This is a genomic window from Flavobacterium sp. FG68 (genome assembly GCF_057808895.1).
The window spans coordinates 1-22,584 of sequence record NZ_JBMDIY010000031.1; the positions used below are offsets into that span (position 1 = coordinate 1).

Annotated in this window: 13 protein-coding genes and 1 pseudogene; all 14 read right to left on the minus strand. The window is 35.7% G+C overall.

Annotation, left to right across the window (positions count from 1 at the left end):
- Nucleotides 1–65 precede the first annotated feature (65 nt).
- Nucleotides 66–1,460: a RagB/SusD family nutrient uptake outer membrane protein gene (locus ACODSB_RS18095; RefSeq protein ID WP_053471687.1), complete on the minus strand. Its 1,395-nt coding sequence runs from the start codon at nt 1,458–1,460 to the stop codon at nt 66–68.
- 10 nt (nt 1,461–1,470) lie between these two features.
- On the minus strand, nt 1,471–4,449 hold the full coding sequence (locus tag ACODSB_RS18100) for a SusC/RagA family TonB-linked outer membrane protein (protein WP_488938063.1): 2,979 nt from the start codon (nt 4,447–4,449) through the stop codon (nt 1,471–1,473).
- A 343-nt stretch (nt 4,450–4,792) separates the two neighbouring features.
- The gene (locus ACODSB_RS18105; RefSeq protein WP_488938064.1) at nt 4,793–6,724 is read right to left on the minus strand and encodes a family 2A encapsulin nanocompartment cargo protein cysteine desulfurase; all 1,932 of its coding nucleotides are present in this window, start codon (nt 6,722–6,724) and stop codon (nt 4,793–4,795) included.
- The gene (locus ACODSB_RS18110; RefSeq protein WP_488938109.1) at nt 6,708–7,502 is read right to left on the minus strand and encodes a family 2A encapsulin nanocompartment shell protein; all 795 of its coding nucleotides are present in this window, start codon (nt 7,500–7,502) and stop codon (nt 6,708–6,710) included. The genes ACODSB_RS18105 and ACODSB_RS18110 overlap by 17 nt, the downstream gene beginning before the upstream one ends.
- Nucleotides 7,445–7,591 (minus strand): annotated as a pseudogene (locus tag ACODSB_RS18115) (cysteine synthase A); the annotation flags it as partial. The gene ACODSB_RS18110 and the pseudogene ACODSB_RS18115, both read right to left, overlap by 58 nt.
- Nucleotides 7,592–7,784: 193 nt before the next feature.
- Nucleotides 7,785–8,609 (minus strand): serine O-acetyltransferase EpsC, encoded by an 825-nt coding sequence (epsC, locus tag ACODSB_RS18120; protein WP_053471682.1) that lies wholly within the window; start codon nt 8,607–8,609, stop codon nt 7,785–7,787.
- A gap of 230 nt (nt 8,610–8,839) precedes the next feature.
- Nucleotides 8,840–10,495 carry an arylsulfatase gene (locus ACODSB_RS18125; protein WP_488938065.1) on the minus strand — a complete coding sequence of 552 codons (1,656 nt, stop codon included), beginning with the start codon at nt 10,493–10,495 and terminating at the stop codon, nt 8,840–8,842.
- Between the two features lie 898 nt (nt 10,496–11,393).
- The gene (locus tag ACODSB_RS18130) at nt 11,394–12,653 is read right to left on the minus strand and encodes a YeiH family protein (protein ID WP_488938066.1); all 1,260 of its coding nucleotides are present in this window, start codon (nt 12,651–12,653) and stop codon (nt 11,394–11,396) included.
- Between the two features lie 114 nt (nt 12,654–12,767).
- Complete coding sequence (locus tag ACODSB_RS18135; RefSeq protein ID WP_488938067.1) at nt 12,768–14,381, minus strand: sulfatase-like hydrolase/transferase; 1,614 nt, start codon at nt 14,379–14,381, stop codon at nt 12,768–12,770.
- A gap of 364 nt (nt 14,382–14,745) precedes the next feature.
- Nucleotides 14,746–15,453, minus strand: a complete 708-nt coding sequence (locus ACODSB_RS18140; RefSeq protein ID WP_488938068.1) for a rhodanese-like domain-containing protein — start codon at nt 15,451–15,453, stop codon at nt 14,746–14,748.
- An 88-nt stretch (nt 15,454–15,541) separates the two neighbouring features.
- Nucleotides 15,542–16,609 carry a sterol desaturase family protein gene (locus tag ACODSB_RS18145; RefSeq protein ID WP_053471677.1) on the minus strand — a complete coding sequence of 356 codons (1,068 nt, stop codon included), beginning with the start codon at nt 16,607–16,609 and terminating at the stop codon, nt 15,542–15,544.
- A gap of 290 nt (nt 16,610–16,899) precedes the next feature.
- Nucleotides 16,900–18,822, minus strand: coding sequence for an arylsulfatase (locus tag ACODSB_RS18150; protein ID WP_488938069.1), 1,923 nt, complete (start codon nt 18,820–18,822; stop codon nt 16,900–16,902).
- Between the two features lie 60 nt (nt 18,823–18,882).
- On the minus strand, nt 18,883–20,778 hold the full coding sequence (locus tag ACODSB_RS18155) for an arylsulfatase (RefSeq protein WP_488938070.1): 1,896 nt from the start codon (nt 20,776–20,778) through the stop codon (nt 18,883–18,885).
- Between the two features lie 233 nt (nt 20,779–21,011).
- Nucleotides 21,012–22,580, minus strand: coding sequence for an arylsulfatase (locus ACODSB_RS18160; RefSeq protein ID WP_488938071.1), 1,569 nt, complete (start codon nt 22,578–22,580; stop codon nt 21,012–21,014).
- Between the last annotated feature and the right edge of the window lie 4 nt (nt 22,581–22,584).

Here is a 22,584-nt window from a genome sequence, read left to right on the forward strand (position 1 = left end):
CTTAATTAAATATTTTTGTCTAATTAAATCTGTATCGATTATTTAGGACTAGTCAAAAGCTTCAATTAAATTCTATACCCGGGATTTTGAGTGATTTTTTTGTTAGCATCTGTTTCTTTTAACGGAATTGGGAATACTAATTTATCAGCATCATAAGTTAATAATAACGGATCTCCATCTGGGGTTTCAGTTAAAATGGAACGTTTGGTTCTTTTAATATCGTGAATTAAAAATCCTTCCATTCCAAGTTCTAATTCTCTTTCTAATAAAATATCATCAATTGTAACTGTTGCCAAATCATCAGCATGAGCTCTTTCTCTGATAATATTGATATCATCAACGGGAGTGTTTCCTATTGCAGTTCCTTCTTCAAAATTTCCTTCGGCCCTAATTAAATACATTTCTGCCAGACGAATAATTCCAACATTAGCAAACTGATCAGTAAATTTAGAAGTTAAAATTCTGCCATTATCTTCATTTTCATAGATAAACTCAGCTCTGTCATCAGGATCACTGAATTTTTCCAAATAAGCATCACGAATAGAAAAATCTCCGCCGCGTCCTCCGTTACCTTCAGAGGCATAAAAAGTTACAGCATCATTTACACCCGTTTGTTTCGTGATTTGAATTGAGAAAACATCTTCAGCCTGATCTGTATCATGATTAAAAGCAGCTGCGTAATTTTGTGACAATGCATGTCCGCTGTTTTCAATAACGTCATTTGCGGCATCTCTGGCTAAATCGTATCGGCCTTGCTGTAAATACACTCTTGCTAATAAAGCTTGTGCTGCGTATTTATCGGCATAAAAACCATTATCTTCCGGTAAGTTTGTGTAGGCAAGATTTAAACCGTCTATAATAACTTTATAAACTTCTTCAACCGTGCTTCTTTCTTTTGAAAGATCAACACTAAAATCATAAATAGCATTTGGTCTTATTACAACTCCAAGCTGATTATTTGTCTGACCCGTTTCATAAGGTTTTGCGAAAAAACGAACCAAATCAAAATAAGCCAATGATCTTAAAAAGTTAGCTTCGCCAATCATAACTGCTTGTCTGTCCGGATCTTTTACTTTGTCGATATTTTCGATAACCGTGTTTGATGCGTTTATAATTTCATATAATCTCGCATATGTGCCTTCGATAATTACGTTATCAGACAACATGTTTTTACTATACATTTGTCTTAATTCTCCAAAAGTACCGCGCCATCTTAAATCGGTTGTGCTTAAAACTCCTGTTACACCAAGTAAGTCTGCGTAAAGTAAAACCCTTCCGCCGTAAGCATTTCCATTTGCTGCCAGAGCGTAAGTTCCGGTTAGTACATTTGTTACTCCGGTTTCGGTACTTAATGTTGTATTAGCGTCTTCTCTCTGTTTAGGTTCTATGTCTAATTCATTTTCGCAGCTTGTAAAAAACGCAGCGAAAAATATAAATAGGATTAGTTTATTTGCTTTCATCTTTTTCTTTTTAAAAATTAAAGTTTACACCAATTGCTGTTGTTCTCGCCGGAGGTGCTGAATAAAAATCTTCTCCAATTCCGCTGTCATCTCTTCTTGCTTCAGGATCATTTCCTTCGTAGTTTGTAAAGGTTAATAAGTTAACAGCCGTAAAATAAACTCTTAAACTGCTCATTCCTAAATCTTTCAAAACATCTTTAGGAAGTGTATAACCCAAAGTTAAATTTCTTAAACGAACAAAATCGGCTTTATCAAGGTAACGAGAAGAATCTTGTGTACCGTTTGAACCTCCAAATCTGGCTTGAGGAACATCTGTAATATCACCAGGATTTTGCCATCTGTTTAACTGATCAGCTGTTTGGTTGTCAAAATAATCAGCCGCAGTTGATTGATAAATCCCTGCTGAATTATAAATACTCGCGCCCCATTCTCCCTGAAACGTAAAGGTAAAATCAAAACCTTTGTAAAGAATTGTGTTTGTTAAACCAGACATTAAAGTAGGGAAAGGGTTTCCTGCAATAATACGTTCTGCTTCACTATAATTTCTTGTTGTAGTACGGTCGCGTGTACCATCGGTTTTTTTAGTGTTTTTGTAAAATAAAGCATCTCCATTATCAGGGTCAACTCCTGCATATTCAACTAAATAGAAAGAGGAAATGTTTTCTCCACCTCTGTTTATATTGTATCCAACTATAATGTCTCGGTTATCGTTTGGAAGCGATTTAACCTTTGATTCATTTGTTGTCAAATTGAAACTCGTATTCCATTTAAAGTTTTCTGTATCAATATTTTTAGTGTTGATAGTAAGTTCAAAACCATTACTTCTTATTTTTCCAATATTTTTATTGATAGAACCCGCTCCGGAACTTATTGGTAACGGAACTTCAAATAGTAATCCGTCAGTATCTTTTTGGTAATAATCTGCTTCGATTGAAAATCGGTCTATAAAACCAATTTCAACACCAAAATCTGTTTGAGCTGATTTTTCCCAAGTCAAATCATCATTTCCAGGCTGATCAAAAGTAAGCCCTGATTTTAAATTATAAGGATTTGGTCTGTAAAGCTGACGAGAAGCAAAATTCCCGATTTCGGCATTTCCTAATTTACCCCAGCTTCCTTTTATTTTTAAGTTGGAAATAGCTTTACTGTCCTTTAAAAACTCTTCTTGCGAAATAACCCATCCTGCAGAAAATGCCGGGAAAACTCCAAAGCGTTCATTTTTTCCAAAACGAGATGAACCATCACGACGAATACTGGCTTTTAAAAGATATTTATTCTGGAAAGAATAATTTAATCTTCCAAATTGAGAAACAAACGCATAATCCGTTTCATTTCCGTGGCCTTCATTTACTTCAGCTCCACCGTCAACAGTTTGAAAATCATCGCTTGAGAAATAAATACTGTTTACATCCTGATATCTTCTGTTGTATTTGTTGAATTCCATACCAGCTACAACGTTAAAAGTATGTTTTTCTGCAAATGTTTTATCAAATGTAAAATAGTTACTCGAAACATAATTTTCTGTATTTACAGAAGTTGCAAATACAGCTCCGTCTGTGGCCATAAAAGGAGCATTTTTACCTTGCCAGTAATCTTCAGTTTGTGATAAAAGATCGTATGAGAAATCAGAATTAAATTTTAATGAATTAAGGATTCTAAATTCAGCAAAAAGTTTACCTGTAAGTCTGCGCATAATCGTTTTCCAGAACGTATTATCTTTTGCTAAAAGGTAGTTTGAATATTCTGTATTAGGGTTTGCACTTCCATCTTCTAATCTTGCTGGCGAAATAGGCGCCTGAGCAACAGATTGAAGCGGAGAAGAGAATGAATTATCATCCTGAACCCTGTGAATTAAAGATCTCGAAAAACCCAGGTTCATTCCCAATGTTAAACGATCTGTAACTTTATGCGATACGTTTGTTCTCGCTGTAAATCTTTCTAACGTATTACTGTCAACAATACCCGTTGTATTATTGTATGCACCAGAAAAGAAATACTTTGTTTTTTCATCTCCTCCAGAAGCAGAAAAATCAGCATCTGTAGTATAACCTGTTCTTAAAGCAATATCCTGCCAGTTTGTATCGACTTCACCATTTCTCCAGTCCGTTCCCTGAGATAGATATTCTAACTCATCTTCAACAGATTCTAAGTCGTTAACGTTTCTTCCGGCTTCCTGCAATAATTCAACGTATTGTTTTGCATTAAGCCATTTTCTTTTATGGGTAGCCTCACTAACTCCTTGCGAAAGGTTTACCGTAAAAGTTCCTTTTCCTTCACGGCCTTTTTTAGTAGTAATTAAAACAACTCCGTTTGCTCCACGTGCACCATAAATTGCTGCCGAAGACGCATCTTTTAAAACGTCTATAGATTCAATTTCATTAGTACTTAAAGTCAATAACGGGTTGGTTGGCGCACCGTTGCTTGATTCATCATCATTAATTAACGGAATTCCGTCAAGAACATACAAAGGCTGCGTGCCTGCACTAATACTCGCCGCACCACGCACACGAATATTAATACCTCCGTCTACCTTACCGTTTGTCTGCGTAATCTGAACTCCGGCCAGTTTACCTACCAAAGCATTTTGTACGTTTGAAACCGGAATCTGCTGAATATCTTTTGCAGTTACACGCGCGATATTATCCGTTAGATTTCTTTTCGATTGTGTTCCATAACCTACAACCACTACAGTTTCAAGTTCATTTTGAACTTCATCGAGTTGGATTGTAATATTATTAGAAGCAGGAACTTCTACAGTTTTATAACTTACATAAGTTACAACCAATATTTCGCCTTTTTTAGCGGCGATTTTAAATAGACCGTCAAAATCAGTTTGAGCACTGATATTTTTTCCCTGTACTACAATATTTGCTCCGGGAATTGGCAGGCCTTTTTTATCTGTTACTTTTCCGGAAATAGATTCTTGTGCTGCAACTATTTGTACAAATAGTAAAAACAACCACAAGTAATGTTTTAATTTAATTTTCATATTCATTTCGTTTAAATTAGTCTCTCAAATATCCTAATTTAATGTTAATTTTTAGTGATAATTTAACACTAAAAATAACAATTATAACCAGTTTTGTGATATTGATAACTTTTATATACGTGTTTGTTGGTTTTTGATGAAAATTGTTTGATTTTTTGATAAAAATGTAAGGCAGAATATTTTCGTTAAAAAAAATGCTGTTTTTTTAGCGCCAAAAAACATAGTTTTAATAAAAAAAGCGACTGTTATAAAACAATCGCTTTCAGGGTATAATTACTTAAAATATCAAAAAAAGCAATTATCTTTTTTGAGAGAATGTATCAAATACATTCTCTCTATTTTTTTAGAATCTAACTTTTTTAAGCTCCCAAATGGTTTTAATAAAAGTGTCGACATCTTCGGTTGTATTATAAAATGCTAATGAAGGGCGAACAGTTGTTTCAACTCCCATTCTGCGTAAAATAGGCTGCGCACAATGATGTCCGGTTCTTACAGCAACACCTTCTTTATTTAAAGCTTGTCCAACCTGATCGTTTGAATAACCTTGTAAATTAAAAGACAATACACTGGCTTTATCTTTTGCAGTTCCAATTAATCGTACACCCGGAATTTCTTTTAAAAGTCTTGTGGCATATTCTAACAAATAATGCTCGTATTGACCAATAGCTTCAATTCCTAATTTGGTTACATAATCAATTGCGGCACCAAGGCCAATGGCATCGGCGATATTTCCTGTTCCGGCTTCAAAACGATTCGGTGCTTTGTGGTATTTTATTTCCTCAAAAGTTACGTCCTGAATCATGTTTCCGCCAGATTGATACGGCTGCATTTCGTTTAGTAAATCTTCTTTTCCGTATAATGCTCCAATTCCCGTTGGACCAAATAATTTATGTCCGGAGAAAACCAGCCAATCCGGATTTAAATGTTGCACATCCACTTTCATGTGTGAAACCGATTGTGCGCCGTCGATCAAAACTTTTGCTCCGGCAGCGTGTGCCATTTCGACTATTTTTTTCGCCGGAGTTACCGTTCCTAATGCATTTGAAACTTGCGTAAAAGCAACCAAACGTGTTTTTGAATTCAGCAGTTTTGCATATTCGTCCAACAAAATCTGACCGTCGTCGTCAACAGGAATTACTCTTAATTTCAAACCTTTTTTATCAGCAAGACGTTTCCACGGAACGATATTCGCATGATGTTCCAGATTACTCACAATAATTTCATCTCCCGAATTTAAATTCTGTTCGCCCCAAGTTGCAGCTACCAGATTTATTCCTTCTGTTGCGCCTCTCACAAAAACAATTTCATTTACAGAAGAAGCATTTAAAAAAGCTTTTACTTTTTCACGAGCGGCTTCATAAGCATCAGATGCGCGGGCAGCTAATTCATGTGCCGCACGATGAATATTTGAATTTTCATGTTCGTAGAAATATGCAATTCTATCAATTACCGATTGTGGTTTCTGCGTTGTTGCCGCATTATCAAACCAAACTAATGGTTTTCCGTTTACAGTTTCTCTTAGAATTGGAAAATCTTTTTTAACCAATGCAGCATCAAAATGGTGTCCTTTAAAAAGATTAATTTCTTTATGTTCGAATGAATTTCCAACAATGATATCTGTACTTCTTTTATCAAAAGCAAAAGGATTCTGATCTAAAAAATAGTACGAATTTGTTGTTTCATTTCCGTTTAACGGAAAACCTTCACGTTTCTTAAATTGTGTATCAACCGATGCCAAAGCAGCTTGTAATTCAATCTCAAAAGATGAATTCTCTGTTTGAAATGGCAGATATTGATTATTCAAAGAAAAACCCGAAAAAAGACTTTCTTCATTCAGCTGCTGCGCATTTCCATTTTTTAAATTAACATCATGAAATCCGGTATGCGGATCATTGATATTTAAATCATGGTTTTCCTGAACTCCTGAAGATGAATTTCTGTTTTGCGGATCAAATCCTGCTCCGGCATTTGGGTACAAAGCTGAAGCTCCATTTCCGTAATTTATTACAGATGGAGAAGCTCCAAATCCGCTAAATGCAGGCGGAGAAGGCACCGTACTCGACGGACTTGCGACAGGAAACTGACCAAATTGATCAAGATTTCCGGCGTGCAAAATCGTTTCTGCAATCTTTGTCGCACGAGGATGTTCGGCTTTATCCGGACTTAATGAGATTTCTTTTGGAAATTCATTCGGTAAAGCTTTAAACAACTCGTTTGCTAAATTTTGCAAATCGTCGATGTTTGGTAAACCGTTGTTATTAATATTTGTACTCATGATACTTTCCTATTTCTACATCTTCTAAAACAGCAATAGCATCATCTACCAAAATAGCCAAAGAACAATAAAGAGATACTAAATAAGAAGCAATGGCTCTTTCGTTAATTCCCATAAAACGAACTGATAATCCAGGAGATTGTTCGCCTTGTAATCCCGGCTGAATTAATCCGATAACGCCCTGACGGCTTTCACCTGTTCTTAAAAGAATAATTTTTGATTTTCCTTTTACGATTGGTAATTTATCAGATGGAATAAGCGGAATTCCTCTCCATGTTAAAAATTGTGATCCAAATAAAGAAGTTGTCGGCGGCGGAACTCCACGACGTGTACATTCGCGTCCAAAAGCTGCAATTGCTAACGGATGTAAAAGGAAAAATCCTGGTTCTTTCCACACTTTTGTCAATAGTTCATCTAAATCATCTGGAGTTGGCGCTCCGGTTCTTGTTTTTATAATTTGAGATGGCGCAACGTTGCTTAATAATCCGTAATCTTTATTATTGATTAATTCGCTTTCCTGACGCTCTTTGATGGTTTCAATAGCTAAACGAAGCTGTTCTGAAATCTGGTTGTATGGTTTGCTGTATAAATCAGAAACACGTGTATGTACATCAACAATTGTTTGTACAGCAGCCAGATTGTATTCTCTTGGATTTTCGATGTAATCCACAAAAGTGTTCGGTAAAACTCTTTCATCACGTGCCGAACAATCTACCTCGATATCATTGCCAGCGCAATTCTGTCTTTGATACTCGATCCCGGATTTGCTTTTTCTAATTTAATCTATACCTCGTGGGTTTTAAAAAGCTTGTTGAGCTTGATGTGCGGCGTATTGCCAATGGTTTCTAAAATGTTCTGATATTTCATGTGTTTGATATTTTTATGCTTCAATTAACTGAGTAATTTAAACACATAGAAACATAGCTTTTAGTTACTTTAAAAAGTCGTTTCACTTAGAAATAAATAACATAGCTATGTAAAAAAAATATGATTTTCTAATAATCATCTTTAAGCTCCACTGTAATCTATGTTTCTATGTGTTAAAAACATTCACTCAATTTTAAATAGAATAAAAAATGGGTTCGGGAAAAGGATTATTGTCCTTAACCTTCATTTCATTTTTATGGTAAACAACCGAATTGGAAGGCACAGAATACGTCAGCCATACATTTCCTCCAATAATAGAATCTCTGCCTACAGTTGTTTGTCCGCCAAGAATTGTGCTGTTGGCGTAAATAATAACATTGTCTTCAATTGTAGGATGCCTTTTGATAAAAGCTTCCTCTTTTTTAACGCTCAAAGCACCAAGCGTAACGCCTTGATAAATTTGAACATTATTGCCAATAATTGTGGTTTCGCCAATAACGATTCCGGTGCCGTGATCAATTGCAAAATCATTTCCTATTTTGGCTCCGGGATGAATTTCGATGCTGGTTTTAATATGCGCGTATTCTGAAATCGTTCTGGCTAATAATTTTAAATCCTGCTTCCAAAGCTGATGAGAAAATCGATAAACGGCAATAGCGAAAAAACCTGGATACGAATATAATACTTCTTCTAAAGATTTGGCTGCAGGATCTTTTGCAAAAATAGTTTGAGCATCATTCAATGCTTTTTTATGTAAATAGGGCAGGGCTTCAAAAAAAGTTTCCGTCTGCCTTTTGGTATTTTGATTTTTAGGAGCAAAGTCTAAAACCAGCTCATCAAATTGTTTTTCCAAGCCATCAAATTTATTTTCAATTATAGCCACAATACCGTAGGATTTTGAAGTATTCGAAAACAAAATCGAAAACAATTCATCTATAAATTGATGGATTAATTTCTTTTCAGGAAGTATTAATAATTCCTGATGCTGTCTTGCAATTTCCTGATAAAATGAATTCATATCGATTTGATTTTATGATTAGAAAATAATTTTATTTTAAACACATTTTATTTTTTAAACACATAGGTACATAGAATTTGTTGCGGGTAAAGGCGTTTCACTTGCATTAACTTATCCCGATAGCTATCGGGACTATGTGTGATAACCTGTTATCTTTTAAATCTTTTTTTTCAGTTTTATCAAAAATCTATGTCTCTATGTGTTTAAATATTTTTCGATTTTAAATATTTTTATTTTTTCAACGCCGCACCGCCCGGCATTGTCTCTGGTTTTAGTTTGAATTTACTGTATTCAACCACTCCAGTTTTGTCTGCCCATTCAAAATAAGAAGCCGAAAGTTTGTTTACAATTCCCGGATTTTGCTGTGCTACGTTAGTAGTTTCGCCTCGGTCTTTTTCAAGATCGTACAATTCCCATTCGTAAGAAGGATAAATTGAAACCAATTTCCATTTTCCGTCGCGAACAGCTCTGTTTCCTGCTCTTTCCCAAAATAATGGTGCGCCTCTATCGACCTGTGAAACATTATTAAATAAAACAGGCAACAAACTTTTTCCAACCAAAGCGTTTGTCGTCACACCATTATATTCTTTTGGGTATTCTATTCCGGCTAATTCGTAGAAAGTAGGAGCGAGGTCAATAATATGTCCGGTTCCTTTTTCGATTCTGCCTGCTTTTATTTTGGATGGAAACCACGCAATAAACGGAGAACTAAAACCGCCTTCGTGCATATTATTTTTATATTGCTGCAACGGAGTATTGGATAAATAAGCCCAGTTTTGTTCCTGATAATCAAATGAGCCCGAAGTTCCAACTGGACCATCATTTCGAACCAAACCTCTTCCAAGCGGATTATACGTATTGAATCCGCCTTGCGCGCCATTGTCTGAAATGAAAACAATCAATGTATTTTTGTCTTTTTTAAGCGCTTTTAATTTGTCCAGAACTTTGCCAACGTTTTGATCCATATTGTCGACCATTGCGGCGTATACTTCCATTTTAGCTTTCCAGAATTGTTTTTCGTCGTAGCTTAACTTATTCCATTCCGGAACTTCAGGATCTCTTGGTGATATAGTTTGATCGGCAGGTAAAATTCCGCTGGCTTTTAGTTTCTGGATTCTCTTTTCTCTTAAAACATCCCAGCCTTCATCAAATTTTCCTCTGTATTTAGCAATATCAACAGGTTTTGCCTGCAGCGGCCAGTGCGGCGCCGTAAAAGCTAAGTATAAAAAGAAAGGCTTGTTTTCTTTGTTTTGCTCGTCAAGGAAAGTGACGGCATTATTTCCTATTTCATCTGTAAAATAATACGAATCATCTTTTGGATGTAATTCTTCATTATTGCGGATTAATTTTACCGGATAAGGTGTTTTTCCGAAAGGCAAAGGTTTTGTGTCAAAATAATTCGATGCTCCTTTTAAGATTCCGTAAAACTTATCAAAACCTCTTTGGTTTGGCCATTGCGCCTGATCTTCAGAACCAACATGCCATTTTCCGGATAAAAGTGTGCTGTAACCCCCAGAACGGAAAACTTCTCCCAAAGTCAAAGATTCTTTATTTAAATAACCCTGATAAGCTGGTAAACCTAAATTGATATCAAAAAATCCAACTCCCGCTTTATGCTGATATTGTCCGGTTAGGAGGGAAGCTCGTGTTGGCGCACAAATTGAGTTATTATAAAATTCGCGTAAACGTAAACCTTCTGTAGCTAGCTTATCTAAATTTGGTGTTTTAATTTCTGAACCATAATTTCCTAAATCTGAATAACCCATATCGTCCACCAAAATCAAAATAATATTAGGTTTTGATTCTGTTTGAGCATGTAACTCGTGAGAAGTTGCAACTCCGGTTAAGAGAATAGAAAAAAGAAGTTTTGTAATTTTTGTATTCATTGCAATGTACTTTTTGTTGTTTGTTTTTTGTTTTTGTAAGTGATAAATGTTCTTAAAATCAGGTCATTTCTGTTGCCGCAGAAATGACCCTTAGTAATCAAAAAGAATGTTAGTTGTCGTCTCTATTTTCATTTTGATTTAGTATAACGTGATATCTTCTGAGGCAAAGCATCAAAGGAATATTTCAGTATAATTTGGGAATAAACACTGTTCGATTTATAGTTTCCGATTTTAATTTTAAACCGATTCAAAGCGAACGTATAAGGAAGAATTAGCAACAGCTGCACATATAACAAGAGGCGTTATAAGTGTGTTTTTTACGAAGAATGTGATACGTATTATTGACTGTTGTTTTCAAAATGTAAGTTTTTAATTTTAAACTCTACTAATTCTATAGACAAAGTTATATTTAATATTGTAATATCCAAATTAATCTTTGCTTTTTTTGAAAAAAAGATGTGATATAATGGGGTATGGGTTTTTGTTTTAAGTTTAGTTTGTTGATTTTTAGTTTGTTGGTGTTTTTTTTTGTTTTCGCAGATATTTTTTATTACGAATTGTTAGAATCTCGCAAAGTCGCGAAGACGCAAAGTTTTTGTTTCACGCAGATTTTAAAAGATTTAAGCAGATTAAGCAGAGATTTTATAATTAAATCTGCAATAATCTGCAGAATCTGCGTGAAAAAAAATCTTTTTAATCCGTATAATCTGTGGCTATGAATAAAAACTTTAAGATATAAAGTTTGATTTAGCAAATGAGATTGCTTCGTTCATCCGCAAAGACATGCTAAATGTTTTTATCGCCACGAATTTCACGAATTTCCACAAATCAATTCGTGAAAATTCGTGAAATTGCTTCGCCCGTTCGCTATCGCTCGGGTCGTGGCAAAAAATAATGATTAACGAAATAGCAAAAATGCAATAATCAACGTAACAATCACATTGAATAATTGTGCAATTAAAAAGGCATACAACGGCTTACGGCTGTTATTGCTCAATAAATCTTTAAAATTAGTTTCTAAACCTATGCTTGTAAAAGCTAATGCAAACCAAATTCCCTGCAGGTTTTTTAAACTGTCTTTTACGCCGTCTCTGGTTTCGGGCGTAATTAAAAAGGAGAAGATTAAAGAAGCACCAATAAAACCAATTACAAATTTTGGAAAACGTTCCCAAATCACTTTTAAAGTTGGTTTTGATTCTACAGCTTCTGAAGAAGTATTATGTGAATACGTCCAATAAACGGAAATGGCAAAAGCGGCTAATCCTAATAAAACGTTTTGAGAAAATTTTACAATGGTGCTGATTTTTAAAGCCGTTTCGCCAACTAAAGTTCCAGATGCTACAACGGCTCCAGATGTGTCAATACTTCCGCCAAGCCAGGCTCCGGTTACTTCTTCAGGGAAATTGAAATATTTGGCAATAATCGGCATGAAAATCATCATGGGAATTGCGGTTACCAAAACAATCGAAATGACATATGATAATTTCTTTGAATCACCTTTTATCGCGCCCGAAGTTGCAATGGCTGCTGAAACGCCGCAGATTGAAACGGCACTCGAAATCATCATCGTTAATTCGTCGTCCACCTTTAATTTTCGGCAAAGCCAAAAGGCGAAATACCAGACGGATATCACAACAACCAATGCCTGAATTAAGCCTAATGAACCTGCCTTTAATATATCTGAAAAAATTACTCCGGTTCCCAATAATACCAATCCGATTTTTACAAAGACTTCTGTAGAAAGCGATGAACGAAACCATTCCGGAAGTTTGAAGAAATTTCCAATGGCTAAACCAATTATCAAACTAAAAATTACGGCTTCTAAATTGATGGATTTTATGGCTGAATTTCCTGCGAGAATAAGTGCAATCAATGTTAATAGATAAACGATTGGAAAAGTAAAAAGAAAATATTTTACGGATCTTCCAATTAAAAAAGCTCCAATTGCGCCAATTGAAATGAGATATAAAAACTGAATTAAAAGGATTTTAAGATTGGCTAAATCAAATACTTTCGTAAATAAATCAGAAGTATTTGACCAGCTGAAAACAGGAACTTCGGGAAGAAATATAAAAAGGGAAATCCCGATGATTATAAATCCCAGAATTACAACAGTCCAGTCTTCGTGTATATTAAATTGTTTGGGTTGAGTTGACATTTGTTTTTGATTTCCTGCAAGGTTTTTAAAACCTTGTAGGTATTAGTTATTAATATAGTATTTAAAATGAAAGACCTGCAAGGTTTCCAAAACCTTGCAGGTCTGTTGTAATTGTTATAAATCAACAAAGTATTTTTGTTTACCAAAGTCGAATTCATAATAAGTCAAATTAGGCCAAAGCGGTTTAATTAAACCTTTTTCCCAAGTTTGTAAAGCGGTTTGTAATTCTTTTACTTTTTCAGGATTTTTTGAGGCCAGATCTGTAGTTTCAGATTTGTCTTTTGATAAATCATACAACCATTTTTCATGCGTTTTTCCGCTGATGATTAATTTCCAGTCACCGCTTCTGATGGCTTTTGCATCGCCCGAACGCCAGTATAAATGTTTGTGTGCTTCTTTATTGCTGTTTACAACATCAACTAAATCAATTCCGTCATAAACACGGTCTTTTGGTAAACCAGAATTTGTAACGGCTGCAATTGTGCTAAAAATATCCAAAGAACTTACCGGAGTTTTATAAACAGTATGCGGCTTGATTTTTCCCTTCCACGAAAGTGCAAACGGAACATTTATACCGCCTTCAAAATGAGAAAATTTCCCGCCTTTTAATGGTGCATTTGTTGTTGCAAAAGTATAATCGGCACCACCGTTGTCGCTGATAAAAAATATTAGAGTGTTTTCTTCTAAACCTTCTCTTTTAACTTTTTCCCTAATTCTTCCAACGGCATCGTCAAGTGCGCTGATCATTGCAAAATAGACACGTTTGTTTTCGTCTTTTACATTCGGGAAACGATCGTAATATTTTTTACGAACCTGAAATGGCGTATGCGGCGCATTAAACGGAACATATAATAAAAATGGTTTGTCTTTATTTTTGTCGATAAAAGCTTCTGCTTCATCAGCAAAGGTTTCCGTTAGATATTTTTTATCTTTTATGATAGTGGTGTCACGGCGAATTTGTCCAATTCCAACGCGGCCATTACCCCAAATCGTTTTATCAGTAAAATCTTTATGATGATGATTGATAATATCTGGATTATCATCTTCAGGTGTATAAAGCGAGAATGCCTGATAAAATCCGTAATGATAATCGAAACCTCTGTCTAAAGGAAAAAATCCTTTGTTGTGACCCAAATGCCATTTCCCGATAATGGCGGTATTATAACCTTGTTTTTTAGCTAAATCAGCAAAGGTAATTTCAGATTTTGGTAAACCCTGCGTTGCAATCGAAGCTTCGTTTGGATAATTAATTTTATCATTTAATCGCCAGCTGCTCGTGTTGATTAAATATTTAAAAGCATAATATTCTAAATTGTTTTTCGGATAACGATCTCCCGGCTGATATTCATGCCCGAAACGTTCCTGATAGCGTCCGGTTAATAATCCCGCACGCGATGGCGAACAAATCGATGCCGAAACATATCCATCTGTAAAAGTTACTCCAGATGCTGCAAGTGAATCAATTTGTGGTGTTGGCGTTGATTTTCCTCCGTAAAGAGAAATATCATATTTACCCAAATCATCGGCAACGAGAATGATAATGTTCGGCTTTTTTGCTGAAGTTGTATCTTTTTGAGAAAGAAATGCTGTTTTTCCTTCGGCTAGTTTTTCATCTACTTTAATTAATGTTCCGTCGGTATTTATGGGCCAGAATAAGAATGCTGCGAGGATAAGAAGCACTAATAAAATGGGTAGAATAATTTTGGTTATTTTTTTATAGTTTGCCATTATGGTTGGTTATATTTTGTTTTTGAATTAGGGTATATTTCATAATCTTTGTCATTTCGACGAAGGAGAAATCTTCGCAAGAAACTCTACAGAGATTGGATTTTCGTTGCGGAGTTACTCGTGGAGATTTCTCCTTCGTCGAAATGACAAACTGTGTGGGTTTCGTTACGGAATTACTAGTGCGATTTCTCGTTCCTCGAAATGACAAGCTATGTGAAGTCCTTTGTACGAAAATTCAATCTTTGTAGAGTTTCTAGCGCGGGCTTCGACTTCGCTCAGCCTGACATTCGACTTCGCTCAACCTGACAAGATTGTAGCGAACTTTGTCAAAGTTTTAAACTTTGGCAAAGATTTACGTGTATGTTTATTTCGAAGCCAAAGCCACATCAACATCATTTTTCAAATCGCCCAAACCGTCTTTTTTGAAAACGATTTTGCCATTTTGATATAAAATCAAAGTAGGGAAGACCTTTACCGTTTTTAAATCGGCGATTACTTGCGGGCTGGTTTCTAACTCGATTTCTACGATTTTTAAATTTTCTCCGTATTGTGCTCTAATGGTTTCCAGAACTGGTTTTACTTTTATACACGCACCGCAATATTTAGAACCAATATCAACCAAAACAGTTTTATTATCAGCAATGATTTTGTTGTATTCCGCTAAAGTCAGTTTGCTTTTAGAATTGGCATAAAAAGGTTTTCCGTTTCCAATCCAGTTGGCAATTCCGCCTTCTAAACTATAGGCTTCTTTGAAGCCTTTTTTTAATAAATCGTCTGCCAGCCAAACGCTTCTTCCTGCTCCAATTGAGTAAGTGAAAACAGGTCTTGATTTATCTAATTTTGCAACTTGTTCGGCATAATCTTTTGACTCTAAATTGAAGTTTACTGCGCCGTTAATATGGTTTAGGGCAAATTCTTCTGCACCTCGGGCATCAATTATCTGCGGTTTTTTTTCAGCCTGAATTTTACTGTAATAAACATCTAATGAAACGGTATTTGAACTTTTATTCTGCGAAAAACCTACTATTGTAAACAGCAGGATTAGTGTAATAATATTTATTTTATTTTTCATAACAGTATAGTTTTGATAAAAGCTGGCAGCGTATTCAAGGTTAATTTGAATACACTGCCGTACTTTATATTTTTATTGCTTTTTAAGATTAAGCTTGTTCTAAAACCGGAGTTTGTTCAACAGTTTCTGCTGCTTTTTCTACAGGTTTTGCTTTTAGAGGAAATGCTAATACACCTTCGGCAAGAGAACTTCCTTCTTTTTTAGATTTGAATATTGGCCATAAAAATTGTGCGTACCATTCTTCTTGTTTGTATGATTTTGTTCCGTAAGATTCCGGGAATTTACGAGTGATTAATCCAGTTCCAAAAATCATATCCCAAATGAAAAACATGTTTCCGAAGTTTCCTTTAAAGTGTCCAACACCGTCACCGCTTGTATCTGCGTGGTGTGCGTGGTGTGTTGCCGGAGTAGAAATCAATCTTTCTAAAACCCATGCAATTGGATGTAAAACTCTGTATTTGTAAAATGGTTTGTCCCATGCAATGCTTGAATGTGCGCCTAAAGTGATGAAACTTTTAATTACCAAAACAAATAAAGCCGGTAATCCTAAACCTAAATAGGTTAAAGTTGCAGTCAAATAAATTTGAGAAAAGAAAACCGTGTAAATAAAGTTTTGTCTTGAAGCCATCGCCATTCCCATATATGGAGCAGAGTGGTGTGTTCTGTGAAAACGCCATAAAAACGGAACTTGATGGTGTAATCTGTGGTACCAGTATTGCGTTAAATCATCGGCAATTGCGATTAGGAAAAAACCTCCCCAAAATGGAACCCATGAAAGTGTGTTAGCTAAATTTGGTAATAAATATGGTAAAGCTGTTAAGCTGAAAAATGCAATTACAGGAGGTAAAAGTAATTTTGGAGCTAAGAAACAAACGATATCTACTTTACGTTCTTCGCCTGTCCATTCGTCATCGTAAAGACCTGCTGCAAATTCTATAATTCCTAAAACCACCATGAAAACGGTTAATCCCCACGTGCGGATGTTTTCGAATGCTGGTTTTGCGAATTCTAAAAATGAAGGAAGTGCAATATGCGATTCGCTTACCGCTCCGCCCGTTAATTTAAAATACAGGAAAATTGCCACTACCGGCAAGCTGTAAATTAATAAACTGATACTTAAATCTCTTGTTAGTTTTTCTTTTTGAACTATTGCCATGATTTCTTATTTTAAAAATTGATTAATTAATGCTAATCCTCCGGCTAATATTACCAGCGGAACTAAAAATACAATTGCCCCAACGACAATTTTTTTTCCTATGATTTCATAATCTACTCGTTTCATATCTTTTTGAATTTTAATATGTTAATGTAAAAATAAATAATTTAACTTCTAATTCTATGGATATAGTCGAGTTTTATTTTTTATTTTTTCACTAATTTGTTAGAATCTTCTGTTTTTATTGAAAAACCTACAAGGTTTTGAAAACCTTGCAGGTTGTAAAATTATTATTTTGCAGTTTCAGTATCTGCAGGTTTAGTTACTTGCTTCACTAAATCTTGTAACGTTTTACCTTTGTCTGCTCCAGTATTGTGAATTCTTCTGTTGTAAACATCCTGCCAGTCAATCAATGGGTAAACATTGTTTTCTTTTGCCTGTTCATCAAATAATTTTTGAAGTTCAGCTAACTTTTCAGGATATTTTTTAGCTAGGTTATTACGTTCGTTAAAATCTTCGTTTAAGTTGTATAATTCCCAAACATCAGTATCAAAATTGCTTGCAACTGGTTTTTCGTTTTTACCTAATGATTGTTTTACAGCAAATGAATCTGGTAAGTGTGCCGCAGCCGCTTTCCATCCATCTTTATAAATAGCTCTGTTTCCGAAGATATAGTAATACTGAACTTTGTGCAAAGATTCTGCTTTTGGATTGTCTAAAGAAGCCTGGAAAGAAGATCCCTGAATAATATCTTGTTTAATTCCTTTGATATATTCCGGAGCTTTGATTCCTGCAATTTCTAAAGTTGTTGGCAGTAAATCGGTTACGTGGCTGTATTGATTTCTGATTCCGCCTTTGTCTTTAATTCCATTTGGATAAAAAACAATTAACGGGTTACGCGTTCCACCTTCAGAATGTGCATCTTGTTTCCAGTTTTTAAAAGGAACATTTGTTGCCTGCGCCCATCCTAACGGATAGTTTGTGTTTAAACCTTTTGCAGTTCCAATTTCTCCAATATTATTTAAATTACTTTGAAGATTTTCTGCTTCTGTTTTTCCTTGAGAAAATAAACTTTGGTTAATTGTTCCTTGTAAAGTTCCTTCTTTGCTTGCTCCGTTATCACCAATAGCAACAAAAATTAAAGTGTTGTCAAGCTGGTTGCTTTCTTTTAGATAATTAACCACTCTTCCAATTTCAGCATCAGTATAAGTCAGGAAACCAGCGTAAGCTTCCATGAATCTTGCGTATACTTTCTTTTCATCCGGAGTTAATTTTTTCCATTCTGTAATTAGTGCATTACGCTCTGGTAATACCGCATTCGCAGGAACAACACCTAATTTCTTTTGGTTTGCTAATACTTTTTCACGGTACACATCGTAACCTTCGTCAAATTTTCCTTTGTAAGGCTCGATCCATTTTTCAGCAACCTGATGAGGTGCATGAACAGCTCCCGGCGCATAGTATAAAAAGAATGGTTTTCCAGGTGCCGCTTTTTGTTGTTTTTGAATGTAGCTGATTGCTTTATCTGTAATTAATTCATTTAAGTGACGTCCGTCTGGTTTCACATGCGCCTGATCTTCCACTAAATCAGGATTGTATTGATCTGTTTGAGAACCAAGGAATCCGTAGAAATGATCGAAACCTTTTCCAGTTGGCCATCTGTCAAACGGACCTGCATCTGTAGCATCTTCATCTGGAGTTACACCGTATTTACCAACGGCAAAAGTGTTGTATCCGTTTTCACGTAAAATCTCTGCAATTGTTCCTTTATCAGATGGAATTCTTCCGTCCCAGCCTGGAAAACCAGCCGATAAAATAGTGTGCGAAAATCCGCTTTCGTGCACTCTTCCAGAATTTCTTCCCGTTAATAATGCAGCACGCGTTGGCGCACAAATTGCTGTTGTATGAAAGTTGGTATAACGTAAACCGTTATTAGCCAGATTTTCAAAAGTTGGCGTTTGGATTAAACCTCCAAAAGCACTTGCAGCTCCAAATCCAACATCATCTAATAAAATCCAGACAATATTTGGTGCACCTTTTGGCGCTTTTACAGGCTCTGGCCAATATTCTTTAGAATCGGCTAATGTTTTACCAATTGTTCCTTTGAACTCTTGAGTATCTTGTGCAAAGCCAAACTGTACAGCCAGCAATGCCGTAATCAAAAGCCCTTTTCCAGAGCTTTTGATTTTTGAGTTAATTTCAAATTTTTTCATTATTTCTTTTTTTAATATTTATTTATCTATGGATTTAGTAGAGTTTTTGAGTAAATTTTTTTACTTGTTTGCTTTGGTTAATAATTCCTGAGCAGATTTTCCTTCGGTAGACGGCGTTTTGTGTATTTTTCTCAGGTAAACATCCTGCCAGTCTATTAAAGGATATAAATTGTTTTTCTTAGCTTGCTGATCGAAAAGTTTTTTTAGTTCGGCTACTTTTTCAGGGTATTTTTTAGCCAAATCTTTTCTTTCGTTAAAGTCTTCGTTGATGTTGTATAGTTCCCAAACATCTTTGTCAAAATCACTTGGCGGAAGATTTACTTTATTATTCAAAGCTTCTTTAACTTCAATTGAATTGGGATGATGTGCCGCAGCTGCTTTCCAACCGTCATTATAAATGGCTCTTGATCCAAAGATGTAATAATGTTGAATTTTATGTAAGGAAACGGCTTTTGCATCATTCAAGGAATTGTAAAATGAATATCCCTGAATCGTGTCTTGTTTAACTTCTCTAATAGATTCCGGTGCTTTTACGCCCAAAATATCAAGAGTTGTTGGTAAAATATCAATTACGTGACTGTATTGCGTTCTGATTCCCGGAGTTTTGATTCCTTTTGGATAATAAACAATCAAGGGATTATGTGTTCCTCCTTCAGAATTGGCATCTTGTTTCCAATATTTGAAAGGTGTATTAGTTGCCTGAGCCCAACCCAAAGGATAATTGGTGTAGGTTTGAGCTGTTCCAATTTCGCCAATTCTATTTAAATTATTTTGGAATACTTTTTCTTCTGTATCACCATTTACATAGGTTTGTCTGTCTACAGCTCCTTGAAGTGTTCCTTCTTTACTGGCTCCGTTATCGCCAATTAAAACAAAAACAACAGTATTTTCCAGTTGATTGCTTTCTTTTAAATAAGTAATCAATCTTCCAATTTCATAATCGGTATACGTCAAATATCCGGCATAAACTTCCATGAATTTTGAATATACTTTCTTTTGATCCGGCGTTAATTTTTTCCAGTCTGCAATAAGTGAGTTGCGTTCCGGTAAAACAGCATCAGCAGGAATAACACCAAGTTTCTTTTGATTGGCTAGTGTTTTTTCGCGGTAAGCGTCCCAACCATCATCAAATTTTCCTTTATAAGGATCGCTCCATTTTTGAGCTACCTGATGAGGTGCGTGAACGGCTGCGGGAGAATAGTATAAAAAGAATGGTTTTCCCGGCGCTGCTTTTTGTTGTTTCTGAATATAACTAATTGCTTTATCGGTTATTTGTTCGCTAAGATGTCTTCCGTCAGGCGTAATATGAGCTTGATCTTCAATTAAATCAGGTTTGTACTGATCTGTAGCTGAACCTAAAAAGCCGTAGAAATGTTCAAACCCTTTTCCGGTTGGCCAGTGATCAAACGGTCCGGCATCTGTTGCTTCTTCGTCAGGCGTTATCCCATATTTACCTACGCCAAAAGTATTGTATCCTTTATCACGTAAAATTTCGGCAACGGTTCCGTTTTTAGAGGGTAATCTTCCGTCCCAACCTGGAAATCCTGCCGACATAATCGTATGAGAAAATCCTCCAACGTGTACTTTATGCGAATTACTTCCGGTCAACAAAGCAGAGCGGGTAGGAGCACAAATTGCCGTTGTATGAAAATTGGTATATCGTAATCCGTTGTTGGCTAAACTTTCTAAAACCGGAGTTTCGATTTGACCTCCAAAAGCACTTGAAGCGCCATAACCTACATCGTCCAGAATAATCCAAACGACATTTGGGGCACCTTTAGGAGGTGTAACCGGTTCCGGCCAATATTCTTTAGATTCGGCTAAGGTTTTGCCAATAACTCCTTTAAATTCTTCTGGTTTTGTTTGCGTAAAACTTAATTGTGCAAGAAGCAATGCAGTAATCAAAAGCCCTTTTTGCGGACTTTTGATTGCAATGTTATTTTTAAACTTTTTCATTAGATTAAATTTTTAGTTATTTAATTCGTAATCACTGTTTAACTCTGCTATTTTGACTCGTTGATGTTAATTGTTTAACACATAGAAACATAGCTTCTGTCCTCTCAAAAAAAGGCGTTTCACTTAGTTAAATACACAGAGTTTAACTATGTGAAAGAAATGTGTTTCTTTTTGCATTCTTTTTTAGTTATAAAATCTATGTTTCTATGTGTTTAAATATTATACCCAGCGAGTTATTTTATTTTATTCCAATCTTCGACACCTACTTTTACTGCCCATTTTTGATGTACCTCAATTAGGGTTTGGAGTATTTTCGGTTCTAATTTTGCCACGTTTTTTGTTTCTGTTCGGTCTGTAGCAAGATTGTACAATTCCCAAGGCTGATTGTTTTCGGCTACTGCTTTCCAGTTGCCTTTTCTTATTGCTTTGCTGCCTTCATGTTCCCAAAACAAAGCTACATGCGCATCAGATTGCTGTCCTTCAAATTCTTTTTTTAAGCTGAGACCTTCTAAAGGTGTGAGACTTTTTCCTTGAAAAACATCAGGATATTGAAAATGGGCATATTCCAGACAAGTAGGGAAAATATCAATCACATGACTTACTCTGTTACTTACTGTTCCGGCCTTAATATGCTTTGGATAATAAGCTATAAAAGGAGACGCAATTCCGCCTTCGTGCGTGTTCTTTTTGAATAGTTGAAAAGGCGTGTTGCTCACATTTCCCCACGGACTTTCGTAACTATCAATTGATGCAGCTGATCCTGGTGTTCCATTTTTTTGTGTAACATAATTCCAGTTTTTTACATCATCGGCACTTCCGCCATTATCCGAAAGAAAGAGAACAAGCGTATTATCTTCTTCTCCCAACGATTTGACTTTCTGCAGGATTTCTCCAATTCCGGCGTCCATTCTGTCTATCATGGCAGCGTAAATTGCCATTCGGGTATCCCATTTGTCTTTTTCTTCGGTACTTAGTTTTTCCCAATCCGGTACTTTTTCAAAACGATTGGATAAGTCCCAGTTTTCATCAATGATTCCGAGTTCTTTTAATTTTTTAAAACGGCTTGCTCTCAATTTATCCCAACCTCCCAGATATTTGCCTTTGTATTTTGCAATATCTTCCGGCAATGCCTGAATGGGCCAATGCGGAGCATTATAAGCAACATACAGAAAAAAAGGTTTTTGCTGATTTTGCTGTTTTTCTAAAGAACTAATGGCGAAATTGGTAATTTCCTGAGTCAGATAAGTTGAAGTATCTGTGCGGATAATTTCTTTATCTCCTTTCAAAAAAGTGACTTTTCTTCCGTCATTATATAAAGGTTCCGAGTTAAAATAACTGCTCCCGTTGTTTTGTAAAGTAAAAGAATCATCAAATCCTCTGTTAACCGCCCAGGCTGATGGCACTAAACCAACGTGCCATTTACCTGAAACAATTGTACTGTAACCTGCCTGTTTAAGTGCTTGCCCAATGGTGATACAATGTTCGTTTAGATATCCCTGATAAGCCGGAAATCCTTTGTCCTGAACCATGTCTCCAACACCTGCCTGATGGGAATACAAACCCGTGAGCAATGAAGCCCGCGAAGGACAGCAGCGACCTGCATTATAAAACTGGTTTAGAATAAGCCCGTTTTTAGCAAGTTTATCCAAGTTTGATGTTTTAATCTCTGAGCCAAAAGCGCCAATATCTGAGAAACCTAAATCATCCGCCAAAATGACGATGATGTTAGGTTGCTTTTTCTGTGCAAATAGGTGAGATTGTGCAACAACCAATAGGGCAAGGATGAACAGTTTTTTAATCATTTTA